Origin of the sequence: Streptomyces resistomycificus (genome assembly GCF_001514265.1) — a bacterium.
GTDB classification, from domain to species: domain Bacteria; phylum Actinomycetota; class Actinomycetes; order Streptomycetales; family Streptomycetaceae; genus Streptomyces; species Streptomyces resistomycificus.
Genome location: NZ_KQ949006.1, coordinates 23,739 through 42,323 on the forward strand (window position 1 = coordinate 23,739; position 18,585 = coordinate 42,323).

Here is an 18,585-nt window from a genome sequence, read left to right on the forward strand (position 1 = left end):
CCCCCTTCGCCGTCACAGTCACAAGCGTCGGCGTCAACTAGCCAAGGGGGCACGGAAAATGGAGCGACATCGGATACGACGGCTGCGAGCCGCCCTGGTCGCACTCACCGCGACGGGCGGCCTGCTGCTGACGGGATGCGGCGCGAGCGGCGACAGCGACCGAGGCAGCAGCTCGGATCGGGCGGACGGGGCGACCGGTTTCCCGGCCCCGGGCCCCGACCGGGGCACCGGCGAGCAGGACGGCGACAGCCCGGACGACGAGTCCCGCGAGGTCGCCCCCTCTCCCGACCACCTCTCCACCTTCGCCCTCGACGTCGACACCGCCTCCTACGGCTACGCCCGCCGCACCCTCGCCGACGGGCAGCGCCCGGACCCCTCCACGATCCGCCCGGAGGAGTTCGTCAACAGCTTCCGCCAGGACTACGAACGCCCCGACGGCAACGGCTTCTCGGTGACCGTCGACGGCGCCCGCACCGACGACGAGGACTGGTCCCTGGTCCGCGTCGGCCTCGCCACCCGCGGCACGTCCCAGCGGCCCGACGACCGCCCGCCCGCCGCCCTGACCTTCGTCATCGACATCTCCGGCTCCATGGCCGAACCGGGCCGCCTCGACCTGGCCCAGGAATCCCTGGGCGTGATGACCGACCGGCTGCGCGACGACGACTCGGTCGCCATCGTCACCTTCAGCGACCAGGCGAAGACCGTGCTGCCGATGACCCGCCTGGGCGGCAACCGCGACGAGATCCACGACGCCGTCGACGACCTGGAGCCCACCTTCTCCACCAACCTCGGCGCGGGCGTCGAGACCGGCTACGCCACCGCCGTCGAGGGCCGCCGCGAGGGCGCCACCAACCGGGTCGTCCTGGTCTCCGACGCCCTCGCCAACGACGGTGACACCGACGCCGACTCCATCCTGGAGCGCATCGACGGCGCCCGCCGCGAGCACGGCATCACCCTCTTCGGCGTCGGCGTCGGCAGCGACTACGGAGACGCCCTGATGGAACGCCTCGCCGACAAGGGCGACGGCCACACCGTCTACGTGTCCGGCGCGGACGACGCCGAGAAGGTCTTCTGCGAGCAGCTCCCGCGCAACATCGACCTCACCGCCCGCGACGCCAAGGCCCAGGTCGCCTTCGACCCGGAGACGGTCGCCGACTTCCGCCTGATCGGCTACGACAACCGCCGCGTCGCCGACGACGACTTCCGCGACGACCGTGTCGACGGCGGCGAGGTCGGCCCCGGCCACACCGTGACCGCCCTCTACGCCGTCCGCACCAGGCAGGGCGCCGACGGCCACCTCGCCACCGCCACCGTCCGCTGGCAGGACCCCGAGACCCGTACCCCGCACGAGGAGTCAGGCCAACTGGAGTCCGACTCCCTGGACCACTCCGTGTGGAGCGCGAGCCCCCGCTTCCAGGTCACCGCCGTGGCCGCCTACTTCGCCGACGCCCTCCGCCGGGGCGACGACCGCTGGGCGGCACTACCGGACGCCCGGCCCCTCGACGAGCTGGCCGGACGGGCCGACGACCTGGCGGACACCACCGAGGACAGGGCGGTACGCGAACTGGCCGACACCATCCGCCGGGCGCGGCACCTCGCGGACTAGTCGGTCTCCGCGCACCGCCTGCCTCCGGGACCTACCGGCCGGCGCAGACCGAGGGCAGCGCCCGTGCCAGCCCCTCCAGATGCAGCAGGTCCAGCTCATGGCCGTACGCGGACCGCGCGGCGGCGACGGTCAGCCGGGGCGCGCACGACCGCCCGGCCCGCAGCGCCGACGTCTCCCGCAACTCGGCCAGCACCTGTGTGGTGATGCGATCCAGCTGCGGCCGGACCTCCTTGACCAGGTCCGGCCGCTCGGTGGGCCGCTGCTCGGGATGCGCGTCCCAGCGGGCGTAGAGACCGCGCTGCACCAGCTTGTTCGCCTCGATCTGGTCCCGGAAGACCGCACTCACCGCCTCCGGGTCCAGCCCGAGCGCGACGGCCCGCGCGGACACGTCGTCGAGGATCTGCCGCTCGCGCTCGGGGTCGTCGATCGGCTTGTCCGTCCCGTACTTGGCGGCCGCCACCTTGTCCGCGAGCAGCAGCCGCTCGGCGAACAGGTCGGTGAGCGGGACGAGCGAGTTGGCTCGCGCGGACGCGGACGCGGGCACGGACGCGAACGCGGGCACGGGTGTGGGTGTGGGCGCGGCTACGGCGGCGGGGGCGCCGGCGAGGGTGACGGCCGCCGTGGCGCACACGGCGACGAGGACGGAGCGAAGGCGTTGGGGGCGCACGGGCTTTCCTTCCGTGGGGGGTCGGTCGGCGCCGGGCCGGGACCCCGCGCCGGTCAGCAACGTACCGGTGAGGCCCCCGCCCACCGCCCGCGGGCCCTGCCCCGACTCCCTTTCCGTCGTGGGCAGATGTGGGCGTCGTCGGACATCCACGCCGCCGGAACCCGGCGAGCACCACGGCCGCCGCGGGCAGCGGCCACCGGGCAGCACTGGGCGGGGCTTCCGGCCGGACCACGGAGGGCGGCGAGGCCTTCGGCCGCGCGGGCGAGTGCGTCGACGTCGTGATCCGGTCGTCGGACCACCCGGAGCCGACCTTGACACCCTCAGCATGTTTACTCGACAGTAAGTTGACTCTCCAGTAAGGACTGGACGGGACGTCAGCAGAGCCGCGACCGGGAGCCGTCTCATGGGAGTACGCAAGGATCTGAAACGGGCGAAGCAGCGCAGCGACCTGGCGGCCCGCACCAGGGTCGAGACCGTCACGGACGAGCGCGGAGTGGTCCGCGAGGCCCGCACCCCCACCCTCGCCACCCACCCGGCGAACGGCACCACCGCCGACCTGCCCTTCACCAACGCGGCCGAGGCACCCGAGGCGGTGGTCCTGCGCCGCCGCGGGCACGACGGCTGGCGGCCGGTGACCGCGGCGGCCTTCGCCCGCGAAGTCACCGCCGTGGCCGCGGGGTTGATCGCCGCGGGTCTCGAGCCGGGCGGCCGGGTCGCCGTGATGTCCCGCACCCGCTACGAGTGGACCGTCCTCGACTTCGCGATCTGGGCGGCCGGCGGCCAGACCGTCCCCGTCTACCCCACGTCCTCCGCCGAACAGGTGGAGTGGATCGTCCGCGACTCCGGAGCCCGCTTCGTCGTCACGGAGACGGCCGAGAACGCCGACACGGTGACGACCGGCACGGCCCACCACCAAGCCGGCCCGCGTGTATGGCAGTTGGAGGCGGCGGCGCTCGACGAACTCACCACCCTCGGCCGTGACGTCCCGGACGACGAGGTCACCAAGCGCCGGACGTCCCTCACCCCCGACACCGTCGCGACGATCTGCTACACCTCGGGCACCACCGGCAGGCCCAAGGGCTGCGTCCTCACCCACGGCAACCTGTTCGCCGAGGCCGCCAACACCGTCGAGCTGCTCCACCCGATCTTCAAGGAGGTCACCCGCCAGGTGGCCTCCACGCTCCTGTTCCTCCCGCTCGCCCACATCCTCGGCCGCACGCTCCAGATCGCCTGCCTGATGGCCCGCATCGAGATCGGCCACTGCCCGAGCATCAAGCCCGACGAACTGCGCCCCGCGCTCAAGGAGTTCCGCCCGACCTTCCTCGTCGGCGTCCCGTATCTCTTCGAGAAGATCCACGACACCGGCCGCGCGACCGCCGAGAAGATGGGCCGGGGAGCCTCCTTCGACCGCGCCGACCGCATCGGCGTCCGCTTCGGCGAGGCCCACCTGAACAGGTTCCTGGACCGGGGCAAGGGCCCCGGCCCGGGCCTCCACGCCGCCTGGGCCCTGTACGACCTGCTGGTCTACCGACGGGTCCGCAAGGAACTCGGCGGCCGCATGCGCTACGCCATCAGCGGCGGCTCCCCGCTCGACCGCAACCTCAACCTGTTCTTCTACGCCGCCGGAATCGTCGTCTACGAGGGCTACGGCCTCACGGAGACGACGGCGGCCGCCACCATCGTCCCGCCCCTGAAACCCCGCCCCGGCACGGTCGGCCCCCCGGTACCCGGCACCACGATCCGCATCGCCGACGACGGCGAGGTCCTCGTCAAGGGTGGCATCGTCTTCGGCTCCTACTGGAACAACCCGGAGGCGACGGACGCGGTCCTGACCGACGACTGGTTCGCCACCGGCGACCTCGGCTCCCTCGACGAGGACGGCTACCTCACCATCACGGGCCGCAAGAAGGACATCCTCGTCACCTCCGGCGGCAAGAACGTCTCCCCGGCCGTCCTGGAGGACCGCCTGCGCAGCCGCCCGCCCGTCGGCCAGTGCGTCGTCGTCGGCGACAACCGCCCCTTCGTCGCCGCCCTCGTCACCCTCGACCCCGAGGCGGTCACCCACTGGCTGGCGGTGCGCGGACTGCCCGCCGACACCCCGCTGTCGGACCTCGCACAAAACCCGCGCCTGCGGGCCGACGTCCAGAAGGCCGTGGACTACGCCAACGAGGCCGTCTCCCGCGCCGAGTCGATCCGCGCGTTCACCGTCGTCGAGGGCGAGTTCACCGAGGACAACGGCCTGCTCACACCGTCCCTGAAGGTGAAACGGCACGCGGTGCAGGAGGCCTACGGGGACGCGATCGACGCGCTGTACCGACGCTGAGGCACAACGGAACGGCGGGCCACCGGAGAACCGGTGACCCGCCGTGCGCTGGAGCGAGGGCTCAGCCGTTGCCGGCGCCGTTGCCGGACAGGGCCGAGATGTCGTCCAGGATGTGCGACAGCGGCTCGTCGCCCTTGGCCTGCGTCGAGTTCTCGACACACTGCTGGTTCTGCGGGGCCGACAGGATCGGGATGTCCTGCACGCCGACGTTGATCAGGCCGACGAGGGACTGGAGGTTCGCCTTCGCGGGCAGGCCGATGCAGGGCTTGTTCAGCGAGCCCTGGACCAGCGCCAGCTGCGGGCTCATCTTGCCGTACGTGGCCGAGTTGCCGAACGACTGCGAAGCACCGTTGCCGCTGGCGGAGGTGGTGCCGTTGTCGTCACCGATGGCGAGCGCCGGGGAGGCGGCCGCAGCCGAAAGACCGGCGACGGAGGCGGCGACGGCCGCGGTTGCCCACAGCTTCTTCATGTTCTTTCCCTTCGAAAAGCGGACTCCGGGGAGGAGCTGCGTGATCGACAACGGCTCAAACCCCGCCAGGGTTGCGGGCTTTGCCCCGATTGGCCCAGCGCACTTGGCCTCCGCGCAAGCGCCCCAGGAACGCCTCCCGTGCGGCCCTCACCGACAGGCGTAGGAGCTCCCGCGCACCGGTGCGGCGTTCGCCAGTCGCGGCGGATCGAGTGGCTTGGGTGACGTCCCGGCCTTGATCAGCGGACGGTCCGAGCGCAGCCTGTCGAACATCTTGTCCGCCTTCGCCCGGTCCCAGACGAGCGTGGACCCGATCTCGGGATGGCTCTCGTCGAACCCGGCGATCGGCACCGTCGCGAACTCCGTCGCCTTCGCCGGCACCCGGTCCAGGGCGGCCGCCAGCTCCACCAGCTCCCCGGCGTCGAACCCCTGCTCGACCTGGCCGCTCCCGAGCAGTGTGTCCACCACCCGGGCCGTCCCGACCGGGTCGGTCAGCAGGTCGCGCGCCTGGAGTCCGCGCAGCGCGTTCACCAGGAACCGCTGCTGACGCTGGATCCGGCCCAGGTCGGCGCTGAGGTCGACGTGCCGGGAGCGGACGTACTGCAGCGCCGGCCCGCCGGCCAGCAGGTGCTTGCCGGGCCGCAGGTCGAGCTTGGTGGCCTTGTCCTTCAGGCGGCGCGGGGTGCACACCTCGACCTTGCCGACCTCGTTGACGGCGTCGATGAAGCGCCGGAAGTCGATCTGGAGATAGCGGTCGACATTCAGTCCGGTCATCGACTCCACCGTCTGCACGGTGAGCGGGGCACCGCCCTCGGCGTACGCCCCGTTGATCTTCGACGGGTGCGGCGGGCGTTCCTCCCCGGTGTACTCGTCGCGATGCGGAGGGATCTCCGCGTAGGAGTCGCGCGGCAGGCTGACGACGCTCACCCGGTCCCGGTCGGCCGACACATGGACCAGCATCAGGACGTCCGTGCAGTTGCAGGCGATCCCGCCCGCGTGGAACTTGCGTTTCTCGGCGGCGGAGATGGTGTCCCGGCCGTCCGTGCCCATCACCAGGATGTTCAGGCCGTCGGCGGAGGGCTCGCGGTCGGGCAGCGCGGGGGCGCCGAGCAGGGCCGCCGCGGCGGCGGACACGATTAGGGAAGAAAGAGTTCTCTTCATCGTCACGCGAGGCAACGTAAGCGAGCGGGCCGCCGGTGGTCCGGCGGCCCGCTGACGGAGGCTCAGAAACCAGCCTCTGGGCTCAGAGGCCCTGGGTGATACGAGGCTCAGCTGTTGCCGGCGCCGTTGCCGGCGAGGACCGAGATGTCGTCCAGGATGTGCGACAGCGGCTCGTCGCCCTTGGCCTGCGTCGAGTTCTCGACACACTGCTGGTTCTGCGGGGCCGACAGGATATTGATGTCCTGCACGCCGATGTTGAGCAGGCCGACGAGGGACTGGAGGTTGGCCTTCGCGGGCAGGCCGATGCAGGGCTTGTTCAGGGAGCCCTGGATGAGCGCCATCTGCGGGCTCATGTCGCCGTGCGTGTAGGAGTTGCCGAAGGACTGCGAAGCACCGTTGCCACTGGCGGACGTGGTGCCGTCGTCGTTGCCGATGGCCATGGCGGGGGAGGCGGCGCCGATGACGGACGCGGCGACAGCGGCAGAAGCCAAAACCTTCTTGATCACTTGAGTAGATCCCTTTCTGGAGAAACCCCGTCCACCGGAGCCGTGCTGGTCAACTGCCGCGGGCCCGCTTGGTTGCTGTCATTCACTCCGATGGCCCACTGGGGCTGATCGGGTGAAACGTCGCAACCAAACCTCGCCCAACCGGTTGATGCCAGCGCAGGAACACGCGTCCTGCCGGGATGCGTCTGGTCCAGGACGCCTCCTGCCCCAGGAAAGGAAAGCGAAATGCTGAAGAAGGCAATGGCCACGGCGGCGATCGCCGCGTCTGTCGTCGGCGTGTCGGCGGCGGCCGCTCCCCAGGCGCTTGCCATCGGCGACGACAACAGCACCACCTCCGCCAGCGGCAACGGCGCCCGCGAGGCGTTCGGCAACCAGGGGACCAAAGGCGACCTGAGCCCGCAGGCCACCCTGGTCCAGAGCTCGCTGAACAAGCTCTGCGTCGGTCTGCCCGCGAAGGCCAACCTCCAGTCCCTCGTCGGCCTGCTCAACATCGGCGTGCAGGACATCCCGATCCTGTCGGCCCCGCAGAACCAGCAGTGCGCCCAGAACGCGACGCAGGCCAAGGGTGACGAGCCGCTGTCGAACATCCTGACCGACATCTCGGCCCTGTCCGGCAATGGCGCCGGCAACGGCTGACGCATCGCTTCCCTAATTTCGCTCGGGCCGTCCCGCCACTTGCGCGGGGCCGTCCGGGCGATTTTATTTTGCTTATCCCGATCGCGTTTATTCGATATGGATCCTCGTTACTGATCTTCGCTATTGATCTTCAAGGTAAATTCCGTGAAGGCGTTCGGGTGAATTACCCCGCGACACACGTTCCGGAGTTTCTTCTTCCGTCTATCTCTCGTTTACAGCCTGCAGGTCATGGTGCGAGCCGTTCCGACTGTGCTCGCTCGGTTTCGACCGTCACAGAGGCATGACCGCAGAGAAGGGAAAGCTCATGAAGAAGACCGCAGCTGTCGTCGCGGGCGCGATCATGGCCCTCGGCATGGCCGCCCCGGCCTTCGCCGACTCGGGTGCCCAGGGTGTCGCCATCGGCTCGCCGGGTGTCCTCTCGGGCAACGTGGTCCAGGTTCCGATCCACATTCCGGTCAACGTGTGCGGCAACACCGTGAACGTCATCGGCCTGCTCAACCCCGCGGTCGGCAACCAGTGCGTGAACGACTGACGGCATAACGCACCAGCCGTCCGGCTGGGCCATGGCCGGCCTTGGGCGTCTTCCATTCGTTCCGAGGCCGGCTTTTCCCACCTCTTCGAGCAGGAAGACAACGAGATTGCGCCAGACCCTGAGTAGGGGAATGGTCGCGGCGGCCGCCGCGACGAGCATTCTGTCCCTGTGCGGCAGCTCCGCCCTCGCCGACGTGGACGGGAACGGGACCGCCAAGGATTCGCCCGGTGTCCTGTCCGGCAACAGCGTGCAGGCTCCGGTCGAGGTGCCGGTCAACGTCTGCGGCAACTCCGTGGACGTCGCCGCCGGACTCAACCCCACGTTCGGCAACTCCTGTGCGAACGGGTCGGGTTCGCACAAGAGCGGATCGCGCGCCGCGGACCACGGCGACCACGACGACCTGCCCGGCTTCTCCGACTCCTGGTCGTACGGCTCGGCGATGGGCTCGCAGGTCCTCGGAGCAGGCGACCGCGCGCCCGCCCACGGCCCGGCCGGCAAGGCGGACGACCACGAGTACGGCGACCACGAGTACGGCGACGACGGGGACGGGTACGGCGAGGACTCGGGCGGCGGGTACGGCGAGGATTCCGGCGGCGGGTACGGCGAGGACTCCGGCGACGGGTACGGCGACGGCCACGAGGACGAAGGCGGGTACGGCGACACGCCCCCCACCAAGCCGCCCACGACGCCGCCGCACACCACTCCGCCTCCGCATACGACGCCGCCCCACACCACTCCGCCTCCGCATACGACGCCGCCGCACACCACTCCGCCTCCGCATACGACGCCGCCGCACACGACCCCGCCTCCGCATACGACGCCGCCGCACACCACTCCGCCTCCGCATACGACGCCGCCGCACACGACCCCACCCCCGCATACGACGCCCCCGCGCACCACTCCGCCTCCGCATACGACGCCCCCGCACACCACCCCACCCCCGCATACGACGCCCCCGCACACGACCCCACCGCACACCACCCCACCCCCGCACACCACGCCCCCGCACACGACCCCGCCCCACGGTGGCCACACCCCGCCGCCGGGCGGTGGCGGCCATCAGCCGCCCAGCCTGCCCGAGACGGGTGCCGAGGCCGTGCTGGCCGCATCGGGTGCCGCTGCCGTGCTGATCGCCGGTGGGGCAGTGCTGTACCGGCGCGGGCGAGCCGCCTCCCGTCGGTAGTGCTTGTCGCGTACGCCGGGTGCCGGGCACGTCACGTGCCCGGCACCTGTGTGTTGTCCGAGCCGTGAGGCCCGGCGTCAGGGAGCGCCGCCCGGGTCGCCGGACAGCTCGGGGGCCAGCTCCGTCGGCGCGGCGGGCGAGGGGGCGGGGACCGTGGGGCGGGCTGTCGCGTGCGAGCCGGCGGGACGGGCCGTGCCTTTGCCCGGAGCCCGCACCCGTTCCCGTAGCCGGCGGTTGACATGGCGGGCCCACAGGGTCCACATCGCCCGGCCGGGTGCCCGGTCGTCGTCGGCGTGCCAGGCCAGTTCGCGGCCGCCCGGGGCGGGGCGCAGGGCGGTGAGGGGGGCGTAGTTCTCGACGACGAAGGCGCGCCCGGGGCGCGGCGCGCCGGCCGGCAGCGGACGGTGGGTCAGGTCCAGGTGCAGGGCGCGTACGACGTCCAGGTCCGCCGTGTCGGCGAAGAGCCGGAACTGGGCACCGGGGCGGGGGTTGAAGTCGAGCAGGTGGTAGCCGCCGGTCGTGCCGCAGCGGCGGAAGTCGAGGTCGAGGATGCCGTGGTAGCCGAGAACGTCGGTGAGCCGCTCGGCGAGGGCCTGAACCCTCGGGTTCGGGGTCCAGCGGCCCACCGCCGTCAGGCCGGCGTCACGCGGCCAGGACTGTTCCTTGGAGCCGGACCCGCCGCCGCGCAGGGTGCCCGCGCGGTCGGCGTATCCGTGGAAGAACCAGTCGCGGTCCGGCCCCGGCGGCAGGTACGCCTGGAGCAGAAGTCCGCTGCCCGCCTCCTCGGCGCGCAGGTACAACCCGCGCGCCTCCTGGGTGGAGCGGATCAGGACCGTGCTGCGCAGCCCGCTGTCCGCGGGCAGCAGCCAGGGGCGGCTCCACTTCGCCACCACCGGAAGCCCCAGGCGCCAGGCGGCTGAGGCGGCGGTGGCCGCGCTGTCCGGCATCACCGTCTGCGGGTGGGGGACGTCCGCCGCCGCGCACAGAGCGGGCAGTTCGGCCTTGTCCGCCACCCGTTGGGACAGGGCGTCGGGCTGGTGCGGCAGCAGATAGGCGGGGGCCAGCTCAGCGCGCAGCAGGCCCACCGCGACGGCACTCGCGTCGTCCATCGGGATCAGCAGGGCGGGGCGCGCGATCCGGGCGGCCACCCGGCGCAGCACGACGGCGATGTCGGCAGCGGACGCGCCGGGTGGCGGCGGGGAATGCAACTGCCGTACGAAACGGGATGCGCGCACCGGGCTTCCGGTGCAGTCGGCGACCACGTGCACCTCCACGCCGGCCCGGCCGAGGGAACGCGCGGCACCCAGCGTTCCGTGGTGAAAGGGATTCCGGTCGACCCGCAGCAGTACGGCGGGGACGCGGGTGTCGAACGGCGACACGGCGGTTTCCTTCGGTCGGTTCACTCGTGCGGGCGATCGCGGCACTCGAAAGCCGTAAGCGCGGTGGCGGAATTCATACTGATATGACTGAGTGTCAGTTACTGGGATTCCAGTGGAGTGGTCGTGGAGTGCCAGTTATTGGCGCGACAGCGGAGAAAGGAGCAGGCATGGCCTCACAGCAGCGACGGGCCCGTTCCAGGCGGCTGGCGTTCATCGCCGCGACGGTCGCCGCGTCGGCCGCCCTGGCCTCGGGACCGGGTGCCGCCGCGGGGGTGGGGCGGGACACCGATCCTCCCGCTCCGACACCCGCGCTCACCCCCACGCCGACGCCGACGCCGGCACCGACGCAGTCCGCGGGGCCCGCGAATACCGGCCCCGCCTTCGGTGCCTACCTCGACTACGGTCCCCGTGGCGTGGCGCGGATCGCCGAACTCAGCCGCTGGCTGGGCGACGCCGAACTGCGGGTCGGCCACACCTACCTGCCCGGCGACCGCTGGAGCAACATCGAGGGCGCTCCCGGCTTCCTCGACGTGTGGGCGGACTGGCGGCTCGAGAGGGACGACCGGATGCTCGTCCTCAACGTGCCCATGATGGAGCGCAACGAGGGCAACGTCTCCGACGCCGAGGTGCGCGGACTGCTGCGGCAGGGCGCGGCCGGACAGTTCGACCACCACTTCCGCAGACTCGCCCAGCGGCTGGTCGAGTTGGAGGTGCCGGACACGGTCATCGTGCTCGGCTGGGAGATGAACGGCATCACCTACACCCACCGCTGCGGGCCCGACCCGGAGGCGTGGAAGAAGTACTGGAACAGAATCGTCACCGCGATGCGGGCCGTGCCCGGGCAGAAGTTCCGTTTCGACTTCACGCCCTCCCGCGGCCGGGACGCCGTTCCCTGGACGCGGTGTTATCCGGGGGACGACACGGTCGACATCATCGGAATGGACTCCTACGACCAGCCGTCCGGGCTGAGTTTCGACCAACAGGTGACCGAGCCCTACGGACTCCGGGAACACGTGGACTTCGCCAAGGCGCACGGCAAGCCCATCTCGTATCCGGAATGGGGGCTGTTCCGCAACGGGGACAACTCCGAGTACATGCGGCGCATGCTCGCCTGGATGGACGAACACAAGCCGCTGTACAACACGCTGACCGACTACTGCCCGCACGGTGTCTGGCAGTGCGGGAACAACCCCAAGTCGTCCGAGGTCTACCGGTCGGTGCTCTTCGGCCGCACCGACCCGGTCACGGAGCCGACCAAGCCGGTCGAGCCGACGAAGCCGGTCGAACCCACCACGCCGGTCGAGCCCACCACGCCGCCCGAGCCGACGACCCCGGCGAACTGCTCCCCGCTGGATCTGGGCGACTGGGTGGAGTACTGGCTCGGCGGGAAGCTGTGCCTGCGCTTCGACTGGTGGTCGCGCAGCCGGTAGCACAGCCGGGAGAAGGTGGCGGCAGCTTCGGTCAGGGCCTGCCGCCACCGTCACGCTCCTTCCGCTCCCGCCATCCCTTCCAGTGCAGCAGCAGTTCCTTGCCCCGCCGTCTCGCGGCCACGTCGCAGACGACCGCCGCGAGCAGCGGGGCGGTACGCCGACGGGCGAGCAACAGGCGCTGGTTGACGACCGTCTCGGGCCGCCAGTGGTGTTTGTAAGGTTCGTTGCCGCGCAGCAGACTCAGCGTGTCGCGCCCGCAGCCGTGCGTGTGCTCCGTGGACGCGTCGAGCAGCATCACCGCCACATCCGTCCTGCGTTCCCGCAGGCACGGGTGGGCGCCGTACAGGTAGCCGCCCGCCAGCCGCCGGGACAGCAGTGTCAGATCCACCGCCACCACGTCGTCCTCCAGGCGGAACTCGGTGACCACCGCGTCCCCGGACCGCACCATCGTGCCGACCGCCCGTACCAGGTGCTCGCGGAACCGCGGCCGCAGATGCTCCGACGTCACCTTCCGCCCCTGCCACTGCAGTTCGTGCAGCTCGACGAGCCGGCGCAACGCCTTGTCGACCTCGTCCGCTGTCACGACACGCCGCTCGAGGCCCAGCGCGGCGACCCTGCGCAGCTTGGCCCGGGCCCGTTGCTGGGTCTTGGCCGACGGCAGCCGGGCCACCAGCTCGTCCATCGGCAGGCCGGGCAGCTCCAGGCACACCGAGTCGGCCACCCGCCGGCGGGGCCCGCGCCAGTGGTCGTGGATCCGCTCGGCGGCCCCGCCCGGGCGTACCTCGCGGAGGTCGATCACGGCCGTGCGGGCGGCGGCGCGCAGCCCCTCGGCGAGTGCGGCCACCGCCTGCTCGCCGTGTTCGTCGTCCAGCAGGACGTCCCCGTAGTCGGAGATCGCCCCGCCCAGTGGCACCAGGGAGGGCACCGGGCGGCCGACGCGCATGAGCGGGGCGGCGGCGACGAGTCGCCCCCCGACGCGGACCAGCACCAGCCGCAGCCGGCCGCGTCTGCCGTACGACAGCCACCAGGAGTGCAGCCAGGCGTGGCTCTGGAACGGGGTCGCGGAGGCGCAGCGCCGGTACAGCGCGCCCCACTCGTCGGCCAGTTCGGCGAAGGTCCGCTCGTCGGTGACGAGTTCCGCCGTGCAGGTCGGGTTCACAGCTGCCCGTGCACGTCGGCGGCGGGGGCGGGCCCGGGCACGGAGGCCGGACGGCCCGGCTCGTCGCCGGTCCGGCGGGGGCGGGCCAGCATAGCCAGGCCGCCGAGCAGGCCGCCGGCGCTCGCGCCGACCAGACCCGTCACCGCGGGCGAGGCCGAGGACGCCTCGGTGGGCTTGGTGGCGCGGGCGAACTGCTGGAGTTCGACGTGGGTGGTGGCCTGGGCGTCGTTCGCGTGCCGGGTCAGCGCGCGGGAGACGGCGTTGGCCATGTCGGCGGCCAGGTCGGGGCGTGCGGAGGTGGCCGTGATGGCGACCATCGGGGCGTCCGGCGAGGTCTCCGTGCGCACACTCGACTTCAGCGTCCTCACCGGCACTCCGGCCCACACCTGGGCGTCCCCGAGCACCGCGACCTGCGTGGCGACCCGGCCGTACGCCGTGGCGAAGCCGAGCGCGGACGCCGGGTCGGACTGCTCGGTCGGTACGGCGACCACATAGCTGGTGGCCGTGTAGGCGGGCGGCTTGGCGATGCCGTACACCCCGCCGAGCAGGCCGCCCGCGAGGGCGCCCGCCGCGATCAGGGACCAGGGCGGGAGGGCCTTGGCGAGGGCGGCGGCCGGACGGCGCGGGCCGGTGGCGTGGTGGGTCATGAGGAACGGGCTCCCATGGGTGAGCGGGACTCGGAAGGGGCGGCCACCGTGGCCGCGTAGACGGTCATGAGCCGGGCGGCGCTGCGGGTGATGCTGTAGTGGTGGGCGGCGTCGGGGGCGGTCCGCGGGTGCGGGCCCCGCGCCCGGGCCGCCGCGATGGCCCGGGCGAACGCCTCCGGGCCGCCCCGGACCGGGCGGGCGGCGGGCGCGGCCTGCTCGGGCAGGTCCTCGATCGCCGGGCAGGACGCGTAGCGCACGGGCAGCCCGGCCGCCAGCGCCTCCACGACCGCCAGGCCGAAGGCCTCCTCGGCGGACGGCGAGGCGAGCAGGTCCATGGCCGCGGTGAGCGAGGGCAGGTCGGGGCCGGGGGAGCCGTCGGGGACGGACGGGCGTTCGCCGGTGAACAGGACGCGGTCGGCGACCCCCGCCTCGCGGGCGGTGCGGCGCAGGACGCTCTCCTCCGGACCGCCGCCGACCAGCAACAGCCAGCAGTCAGAGGGGAGTTGGGCGAGTGCCCGGATCAGGACGTCGAAGCGCTTGCCCGCCACGAGTCGGCCGACGCCGCCGACGACGTACGCGGTCTCCGGCAGCCCGAGGCGTCGGCGGGTACGCAGCCGCTGTGCCGGGTCGAAGCGGAAGCGGTCCAGGTCGATGCCGTTCGGGACGACCTCGACGCGGGGGGCCGGTACGCCCCAGCGCACGAGTCGGTCGGCGACCGTGGGGGAGACGGCGACGGTCGACCGGCCCAGGCGCTCGCTGGCCAGGTAGAGCCCGCGGACCCCCGGGGTCAGCTGCCGGCCCTCCATCTGGGAGTCGCCCAGGGAGTGTTCGGTGGCCACGATCGCCCGGACGCCCGCGAGGCGCGCGGCGAGACGGCCATAGACACAGGCGCGGTAGAGGTGGGTGTGCACCAGGTCGTAGTGGCCGCCGCGGACGAGGCGGACCAGGCGGGGCAGTGCGGCCAGGTCCCGGTTGCCGGCCATGCCGAGGTGGGTCACGCGGACGCCGTCCGCGACCAGCCCCTCGGCCACCGAGCCCGGGTTGGTGAGCGTCACGACGTCGCAGTCCACGGGCAGGTGCCGCAGCAGCAGCCGCAGCTGCTGTTCGGCGCCGCCCACCCCGAGGCCGGTGATGACATGCAGGGCCTTCACCTCAGACCCCCTCGACGGGACGCCGGCGCAGGCGGTGCAGCCGGTACTTCAGGAAGAGGCGTACGGCGGTGTCGTGCTGACCGACGTGGACGCGGGGGAGGGCGTGGACGCCGTTCAGCGGGCCGGGGTCGATGGCGCAGGCGTAGGTGTAACCGGCCGCGCGCACGGCGTCGACGGCACGTCGGTCGACCGTGCCGTACGGGTAGCAGAAGCCGGCGACCTCCTCTCCGGTCAACTCCGCCAGCAGAGCTCTGCTTTCGGTGACCTCCCTGTGCAGCGTGTCGTCGTCGGCCTTCGTCAGGTCGACGTGGGTCAGGCCGTGCGAGCCGATCTCGACGCCCTCGGCGGCGGCCTGCCGGATCCCGTCGGCGGTCAGGAGCGGCTTGCGCGGGCCCAGCGGGTCCCAGGCGTTGTCGCCGCCGAGGCGGCCCGGCAGGACGAAGAGGGTGGCGCCGCAGTCGTGGCGGCGGAGCACGGGCAGGGCCCGCTCGACGAAGTCGGCGTATCCGTCGTCGAAGGTGAGACCCACCAGGCCTCGGCCCTCGCCGCGGGCGCGGGCGGCGAGCAGGTCGGCCGTCGAGACGCCCCTCAGGCCCCGGGCGCGCAGCCAGCGCAGCTGGCCGTCCAGCCGTTCGGGTGTGACCGTGATGCGGTAGGGGTCGTCGGAGCAGTCGCCCACGGAGTGGTACATGGCCACCCAGGGGACCGGTCCCGCGTGGGTGGTTCTGCCGGTGGAGTCAACGGTTGCTGCCATGGCGGAGCCTTCGGGTGACGGTACGAGCGACGTGTCGTACGGAGTGGTGGACGGGGGCCAGTCCCCGCGCGCCCAGGGCTTGGGCGAGCAGGGCGAAGACGACGGTCACCGTCGAGGCGCCGGCGGCGAGAGCGGGCAGTGGCGTGCCGAACCGGCTCGCCACGAAGGCGCCGGCGAGGGTGGCGACCGCCGCCGCGCAGACCGGCCTGCCCAGCTCGGCGAGGACCCGCCGGGTCCGGATCGGGACGTTGCGCTCGCCCATGCCGGCCAGCAGCAGGGCGGCCGTGACGGTGATGCCGGCCGCGTTGGCGGCGGCGATGCCGGTGACGCCCCAGGGGCCCACCGCCCAGACCCCGAGCCAGCAGGTCACGACGATGCCGACGGCCATCGCGCCGAGCGGGTACCAGGTGGGGCGTCCCGCCGAGAAGTACGAGCGGATCAGACAGCCGACCAACGTCTGGCCGAGCAGCCCGAGGGCGTACACGCGCATGACGCCCGCGGTGGCCGCCGTGTCCGCGGCGGTGAACGCGCCGCGCTGGAAGAGGAGTTCGATCATCTGCGGGGCGCACGCGATCACCGTCGCCGCGCCGAGCAGGACCATGCACGCGGCCAGCGCCAGGTCCCGCTCCACCCGGTCCCGGGCCCGCTGGACGTCGCCCTCGGCCAGGGCCCGCGCGACCACCGGGAAGGTGACCGTGCACAGCATGAGCGACAGCGTCATCGGGATCTGCGCGACCTTCTGCGCGTAGTTGAGGTGCGAGATGGCCCCGGCGGGGAGCGTGGAGGCGAGGAAGCGTTCGATGAGGACCTGGGACTGTCGGCACAGCGCGAACAGCAGGACGGTGGCGACCAGCGCCAGTGTCACCGCGCGGTCGGGCGACTCGACGGGCTCCTGCCGGGCAGCCGCCTTCCGTCGCAACCGCCGCCAGACCGAGGGCAGTTGGACAGCCACCATCAGTCCGCTGCCCACCGCGACACCGAGGGCCGCCGAGCGCACCCCCCACCGCCCGCCCAGCACGAACATCGCGGTGATGATGCCGGTGTTGTACGCCACGTAGATCGCGGCCGGCACCAGGAACCGCCGGTGTGCCCGCAGTACCGCGCTGCAGTACCCGGCGAGCCCGAAGCCCAGCACGCACAGCGCGGTGATCCGGGTGCAGTCGACGGCCAGCGACGGGTCGGGCAGGCCCGGTGCGAGGGCCTCGACCAGGTGCGGGGCGGTGCCCGCGATCAGCGCGGACACCGCGACGAAGGCCAGCGACAGGCGGGGCAGGGTGGCGGCGACCAGGGCGCGGACCGGGTCGCCGGGGGCGCCCTGGGCCCGGCGGGCCAGGGCCAGGCTGAACGCCGGGATCAAGACGAAGGCCAGCCCGTCCTCGATCAGGAGCGTGGCCGCGAACTCCGGCACGGTCCAGGCCACCAGGAAGGCGTCCGTCTCGCTTCCGGCCCCGAACAACCGGGCCAGCGCCTGGTCGCGGACCAGGCCGAGGACGGCTCCGGCGACCGAGAGGACGGCCGTGACGAGGGTGGCCTTGGCGAGGAACCGCCGTGATACGGGGGCGAGTTCGGTGGCGTCCGCGGTGCGGGCCGCGGGTACGGTGGCCGCGGCCGCCGGGGTGCTTTGGGAAGGTTTCGTCCTCATCGTGCCGCGGCCTTCTCGGCGGCCACGCCGGCCGGCCGCTCGGCCGGGATCTCGCGGGAGCCGCTGGTGGCCAGCGCCCACCAGCCCACCAGCCCGAAGCCCACCGCCGTCAGCACGGTCGCGGGCCCGCCGATGTCGGCGTAGGCGAAGTCGGTGAGCTGCCACACCAGCAGGCCGCAGGCGATGAGCCCGCAGTCCAGGCCCGGCCCGTCCCGGCGGACCCGGATCAGCCGCCGCAGCCCGCACACCAGCAGCGCCAGCCAGCTCCCGGCCAGCGCGAGCAGCCCGGCCAGGCCCTGCTCGGCGAGGATCAGCAGGTACATGTTGTGCGGGGAGAGCAGGGGCTGCCTGCGGAAGGAGGCACCCGCGCCGTCGGTGTCGCTGCCCGAGGACAGCGCCAGCGAGGCATGGGCGTCCCGGTGCTCCGGGAAGCCCTTCAACCCCACGCCGGTCAGCGGCTGTTCGCGCCACATGCCGACGGCCGCCGCCCACATGGTGTACCGGTCGGTCACGGACTGGTCGGGGGCGTCGGCGACCTGCGTGATGCTGGTGATCCGTTCCTGGAGCATCGCCGTACCGACCCCGAACCCGCCCACCAGGATCACGCCGGCCGCGGCCACGGCCGCCCCGACCTTCAACGCCCGCCGCGTTCCGGCGAGCACGAGCTGGACGGTGCACGTCACCGCGGTCGCGATCCAGGCGCCCCGGCTGAAGGACAGCGCGAGCGGCAGCAGAAGGGCCAGCGCGCATCCGGCGGCGACAACCCGCTGCCGCACGGCCGTACGCCCCAGCGCCAGTCCCGTCGCGCACACCAGCCCGAAGGACACGACCGTCGCCATGCCCATCACGTCCTGCGACCCGAAGGTGCCGACGGCCCGGATCATCTCCCCCTGGTACGAGGCACCGGTGCCGGTCGCGTACTGGTGCACGCCGATCGCCCCCTGCCACAGGCCGAGCCCCACGAACGACCAGGCCAGCAGCCGGAAGTCGCCCCGGCCACGGACCAGGAGCAGCACGGTGGCCGGGACGAGGACGAAGACCTGGAGATAACGGCCCATGCCGGAGAGCCCCTCACCCGGCGAGGACGCTCCCATCGCGGCGAGGGCCAGCCCGGCCACGGGCAGTCCGAGGAGCACGGCCGCCGTACGGGACAGGGGGCGCCGCCGGTCCCGTAGGAGACGGACCGCGCAGTACAGGACCACGAGCGCGGACAGCGCGTCGGCGGGGCCCGCGCCGCCCTCGCCGCCGGGCGCCAGAGGCAGCCCGAGCAGGGCGACGACGGCCACCACGGGCAGGACGGGGGACAGCTGCCGTACGCGGGGCAGCGGCAGTGCGTGGGTCAT

17 protein-coding genes are annotated in these 18,585 nt (G+C 72.6%); 6 read left to right on the forward strand and 11 right to left on the reverse strand.

Translation table 11 applies throughout. The features are described 5' to 3' along the window. Nucleotides 1-58: 58 nt before the first annotated feature. On the forward strand, nt 59-1,606 hold the full coding sequence (locus tag AQJ84_RS37610) for a vWA domain-containing protein (RefSeq protein ID WP_053193502.1): 1,548 nt from the start codon (nt 59-61) through the stop codon (nt 1,604-1,606). A gap of 31 nt (nt 1,607-1,637) precedes the next feature. On the opposite strand, the gene AQJ84_RS37615 is transcribed toward AQJ84_RS37610, so the two are convergent. After that, nucleotides 1,638-2,273 carry a chorismate mutase gene (locus AQJ84_RS37615; RefSeq protein WP_030044200.1) on the reverse strand — a complete coding sequence of 212 codons (636 nt, stop codon included), beginning with the start codon at nt 2,271-2,273 and terminating at the stop codon, nt 1,638-1,640. A 403-nt stretch (nt 2,274-2,676) separates the two neighbouring features. On the opposite strand from AQJ84_RS37615, the gene AQJ84_RS37620 reads away from it, so the two are divergent. Beyond that, nucleotides 2,677-4,596, forward strand: coding sequence for an AMP-dependent synthetase/ligase (locus tag AQJ84_RS37620; RefSeq protein ID WP_053193499.1), 1,920 nt, complete (start codon nt 2,677-2,679; stop codon nt 4,594-4,596). 61 nt (nt 4,597-4,657) lie between these two features. Here the strand turns inward: AQJ84_RS37620 and AQJ84_RS37625 are convergent, their stop codons facing one another. The 3 genes from AQJ84_RS37625 to AQJ84_RS37635 all read right to left on the reverse strand — a co-directional run bounded on the left by AQJ84_RS37625 (nt 4,658) and on the right by AQJ84_RS37635 (nt 6,729). Continuing rightward, nucleotides 4,658-5,065, reverse strand: a complete 408-nt coding sequence (locus AQJ84_RS37625) for a rodlin (RefSeq protein WP_053193496.1) — start codon at nt 5,063-5,065, stop codon at nt 4,658-4,660. 147 nt (nt 5,066-5,212) lie between these two features. Then, nucleotides 5,213-6,223 (reverse strand): LCP family protein, encoded by a 1,011-nt coding sequence (locus AQJ84_RS37630; RefSeq protein ID WP_078632347.1) that lies wholly within the window; start codon nt 6,221-6,223, stop codon nt 5,213-5,215. Between the two features lie 107 nt (nt 6,224-6,330). Then, nucleotides 6,331-6,729 carry a rodlin gene (locus AQJ84_RS37635; protein WP_053193492.1) on the reverse strand — a complete coding sequence of 133 codons (399 nt, stop codon included), beginning with the start codon at nt 6,727-6,729 and terminating at the stop codon, nt 6,331-6,333. A 225-nt stretch (nt 6,730-6,954) separates the two neighbouring features. Between AQJ84_RS37635 and AQJ84_RS37640 the strand changes: the two genes are divergently transcribed. From AQJ84_RS37640 to AQJ84_RS45025, 3 genes are all read left to right on the forward strand, one after another. After that, the gene (locus AQJ84_RS37640) at nt 6,955-7,365 is read left to right on the forward strand and encodes a rodlin (protein WP_053193489.1); all 411 of its coding nucleotides are present in this window, start codon (nt 6,955-6,957) and stop codon (nt 7,363-7,365) included. A gap of 304 nt (nt 7,366-7,669) precedes the next feature. After that, nucleotides 7,670-7,897 carry a chaplin gene (locus AQJ84_RS37645; RefSeq protein WP_030044193.1) on the forward strand — a complete coding sequence of 76 codons (228 nt, stop codon included), beginning with the start codon at nt 7,670-7,672 and terminating at the stop codon, nt 7,895-7,897. A gap of 130 nt (nt 7,898-8,027) precedes the next feature. Then, nucleotides 8,028-9,080, forward strand: a complete 1,053-nt coding sequence (locus AQJ84_RS45025; RefSeq protein ID WP_059198910.1) for a chaplin — start codon at nt 8,028-8,030, stop codon at nt 9,078-9,080. A 77-nt stretch (nt 9,081-9,157) separates the two neighbouring features. Here AQJ84_RS45025 and AQJ84_RS37655 read toward each other — a convergent pair whose 3' ends face one another. After that, the gene (locus AQJ84_RS37655) at nt 9,158-10,459 is read right to left on the reverse strand and encodes a carboxylate--amine ligase (RefSeq protein WP_030043757.1); all 1,302 of its coding nucleotides are present in this window, start codon (nt 10,457-10,459) and stop codon (nt 9,158-9,160) included. Between the two features lie 167 nt (nt 10,460-10,626). Here AQJ84_RS37655 and AQJ84_RS37660 point away from each other — a divergent pair, with 167 nt between their 5' ends. Continuing rightward, nucleotides 10,627-11,889: a glycoside hydrolase family 26 protein gene (locus AQJ84_RS37660; protein ID WP_053193474.1), complete on the forward strand. Its 1,263-nt coding sequence runs from the start codon at nt 10,627-10,629 to the stop codon at nt 11,887-11,889. Between the two features lie 31 nt (nt 11,890-11,920). Here the strand turns inward: AQJ84_RS37660 and AQJ84_RS37665 are convergent, their stop codons facing one another. Genes AQJ84_RS37665 through AQJ84_RS37690 form a run of 6 tightly spaced genes read right to left on the reverse strand, consistent with a single transcriptional unit; the run spans nt 11,921 to nt 18,585 of the window. Further along, entirely contained in the window at nt 11,921-13,048 is a 1,128-nt protein-coding gene (locus AQJ84_RS37665; RefSeq protein WP_053193471.1) for a GNAT family N-acetyltransferase, read from the reverse strand. Further along, nucleotides 13,045-13,695 carry a YveK family protein gene (locus tag AQJ84_RS37670; RefSeq protein WP_053193468.1) on the reverse strand — a complete coding sequence of 217 codons (651 nt, stop codon included), beginning with the start codon at nt 13,693-13,695 and terminating at the stop codon, nt 13,045-13,047. The genes AQJ84_RS37665 and AQJ84_RS37670 overlap by 4 nt, the downstream gene beginning before the upstream one ends. Continuing rightward, nucleotides 13,692-14,846, reverse strand: a complete 1,155-nt coding sequence (locus AQJ84_RS37675) for a glycosyltransferase (RefSeq protein ID WP_053193464.1) — start codon at nt 14,844-14,846, stop codon at nt 13,692-13,694. The genes AQJ84_RS37670 and AQJ84_RS37675 overlap by 4 nt, the downstream gene beginning before the upstream one ends. Before the next feature lies 1 nt (nt 14,847). Continuing rightward, on the reverse strand, nt 14,848-15,600 hold the full coding sequence (locus AQJ84_RS37680; RefSeq protein WP_053193461.1) for a polysaccharide deacetylase family protein: 753 nt from the start codon (nt 15,598-15,600) through the stop codon (nt 14,848-14,850). Then, nucleotides 15,584-17,242: a murein biosynthesis integral membrane protein MurJ gene (gene murJ / locus AQJ84_RS37685; RefSeq protein ID WP_030043762.1), complete on the reverse strand. Its 1,659-nt coding sequence runs from the start codon at nt 17,240-17,242 to the stop codon at nt 15,584-15,586. Before murJ ends, AQJ84_RS37680 begins: the two co-directional genes overlap by 17 nt. Beyond that, nucleotides 17,239-18,585 (reverse strand): O-antigen ligase family protein, encoded by a 1,347-nt coding sequence (locus tag AQJ84_RS37690; protein ID WP_053193457.1) that lies wholly within the window; start codon nt 18,583-18,585, stop codon nt 17,239-17,241. Before AQJ84_RS37690 ends, murJ begins: the two co-directional genes overlap by 4 nt.

Coding starts and splice junctions, on each gene's coding strand:
- AQJ84_RS37640 (WP_053193489.1), top strand. CDS start 6,955: ATGCTGAAGAAGGCAATGGCCACGGCGGCGATCGCCGCGTCTGTCGTC.
- AQJ84_RS45025 (WP_059198910.1), top strand. CDS start 8,028: ATGGTCGCGGCGGCCGCCGCGACGAGCATTCTGTCCCTGTGCGGCAGC.
- AQJ84_RS37625 (WP_053193496.1), bottom strand. CDS start 5,065: ATGAAGAAGCTGTGGGCAACCGCGGCCGTCGCCGCCTCCGTCGCCGGT.
- AQJ84_RS37680 (WP_053193461.1), bottom strand. CDS start 15,600: ATGGCAGCAACCGTTGACTCCACCGGCAGAACCACCCACGCGGGACCG.
- AQJ84_RS37660 (WP_053193474.1), top strand. CDS start 10,627: ATGGCCTCACAGCAGCGACGGGCCCGTTCCAGGCGGCTGGCGTTCATC.
- AQJ84_RS37670 (WP_053193468.1), bottom strand. CDS start 13,695: ATGACCCACCACGCCACCGGCCCGCGCCGTCCGGCCGCCGCCCTCGCC.
- AQJ84_RS37620 (WP_053193499.1), top strand. CDS start 2,677: ATGGGAGTACGCAAGGATCTGAAACGGGCGAAGCAGCGCAGCGACCTG.
- AQJ84_RS37645 (WP_030044193.1), top strand. CDS start 7,670: ATGAAGAAGACCGCAGCTGTCGTCGCGGGCGCGATCATGGCCCTCGGC.
- AQJ84_RS37690 (WP_053193457.1), bottom strand. CDS start 18,585: ATGACCCACGCACTGCCGCTGCCCCGCGTACGGCAGCTGTCCCCCGTC.
- murJ (WP_030043762.1), bottom strand. CDS start 17,242: ATGAGGACGAAACCTTCCCAAAGCACCCCGGCGGCCGCGGCCACCGTA.
- AQJ84_RS37610 (WP_053193502.1), top strand. CDS start 59: ATGGAGCGACATCGGATACGACGGCTGCGAGCCGCCCTGGTCGCACTC.
- AQJ84_RS37630 (WP_078632347.1), bottom strand. CDS start 6,223: ATGAAGAGAACTCTTTCTTCCCTAATCGTGTCCGCCGCCGCGGCGGCC.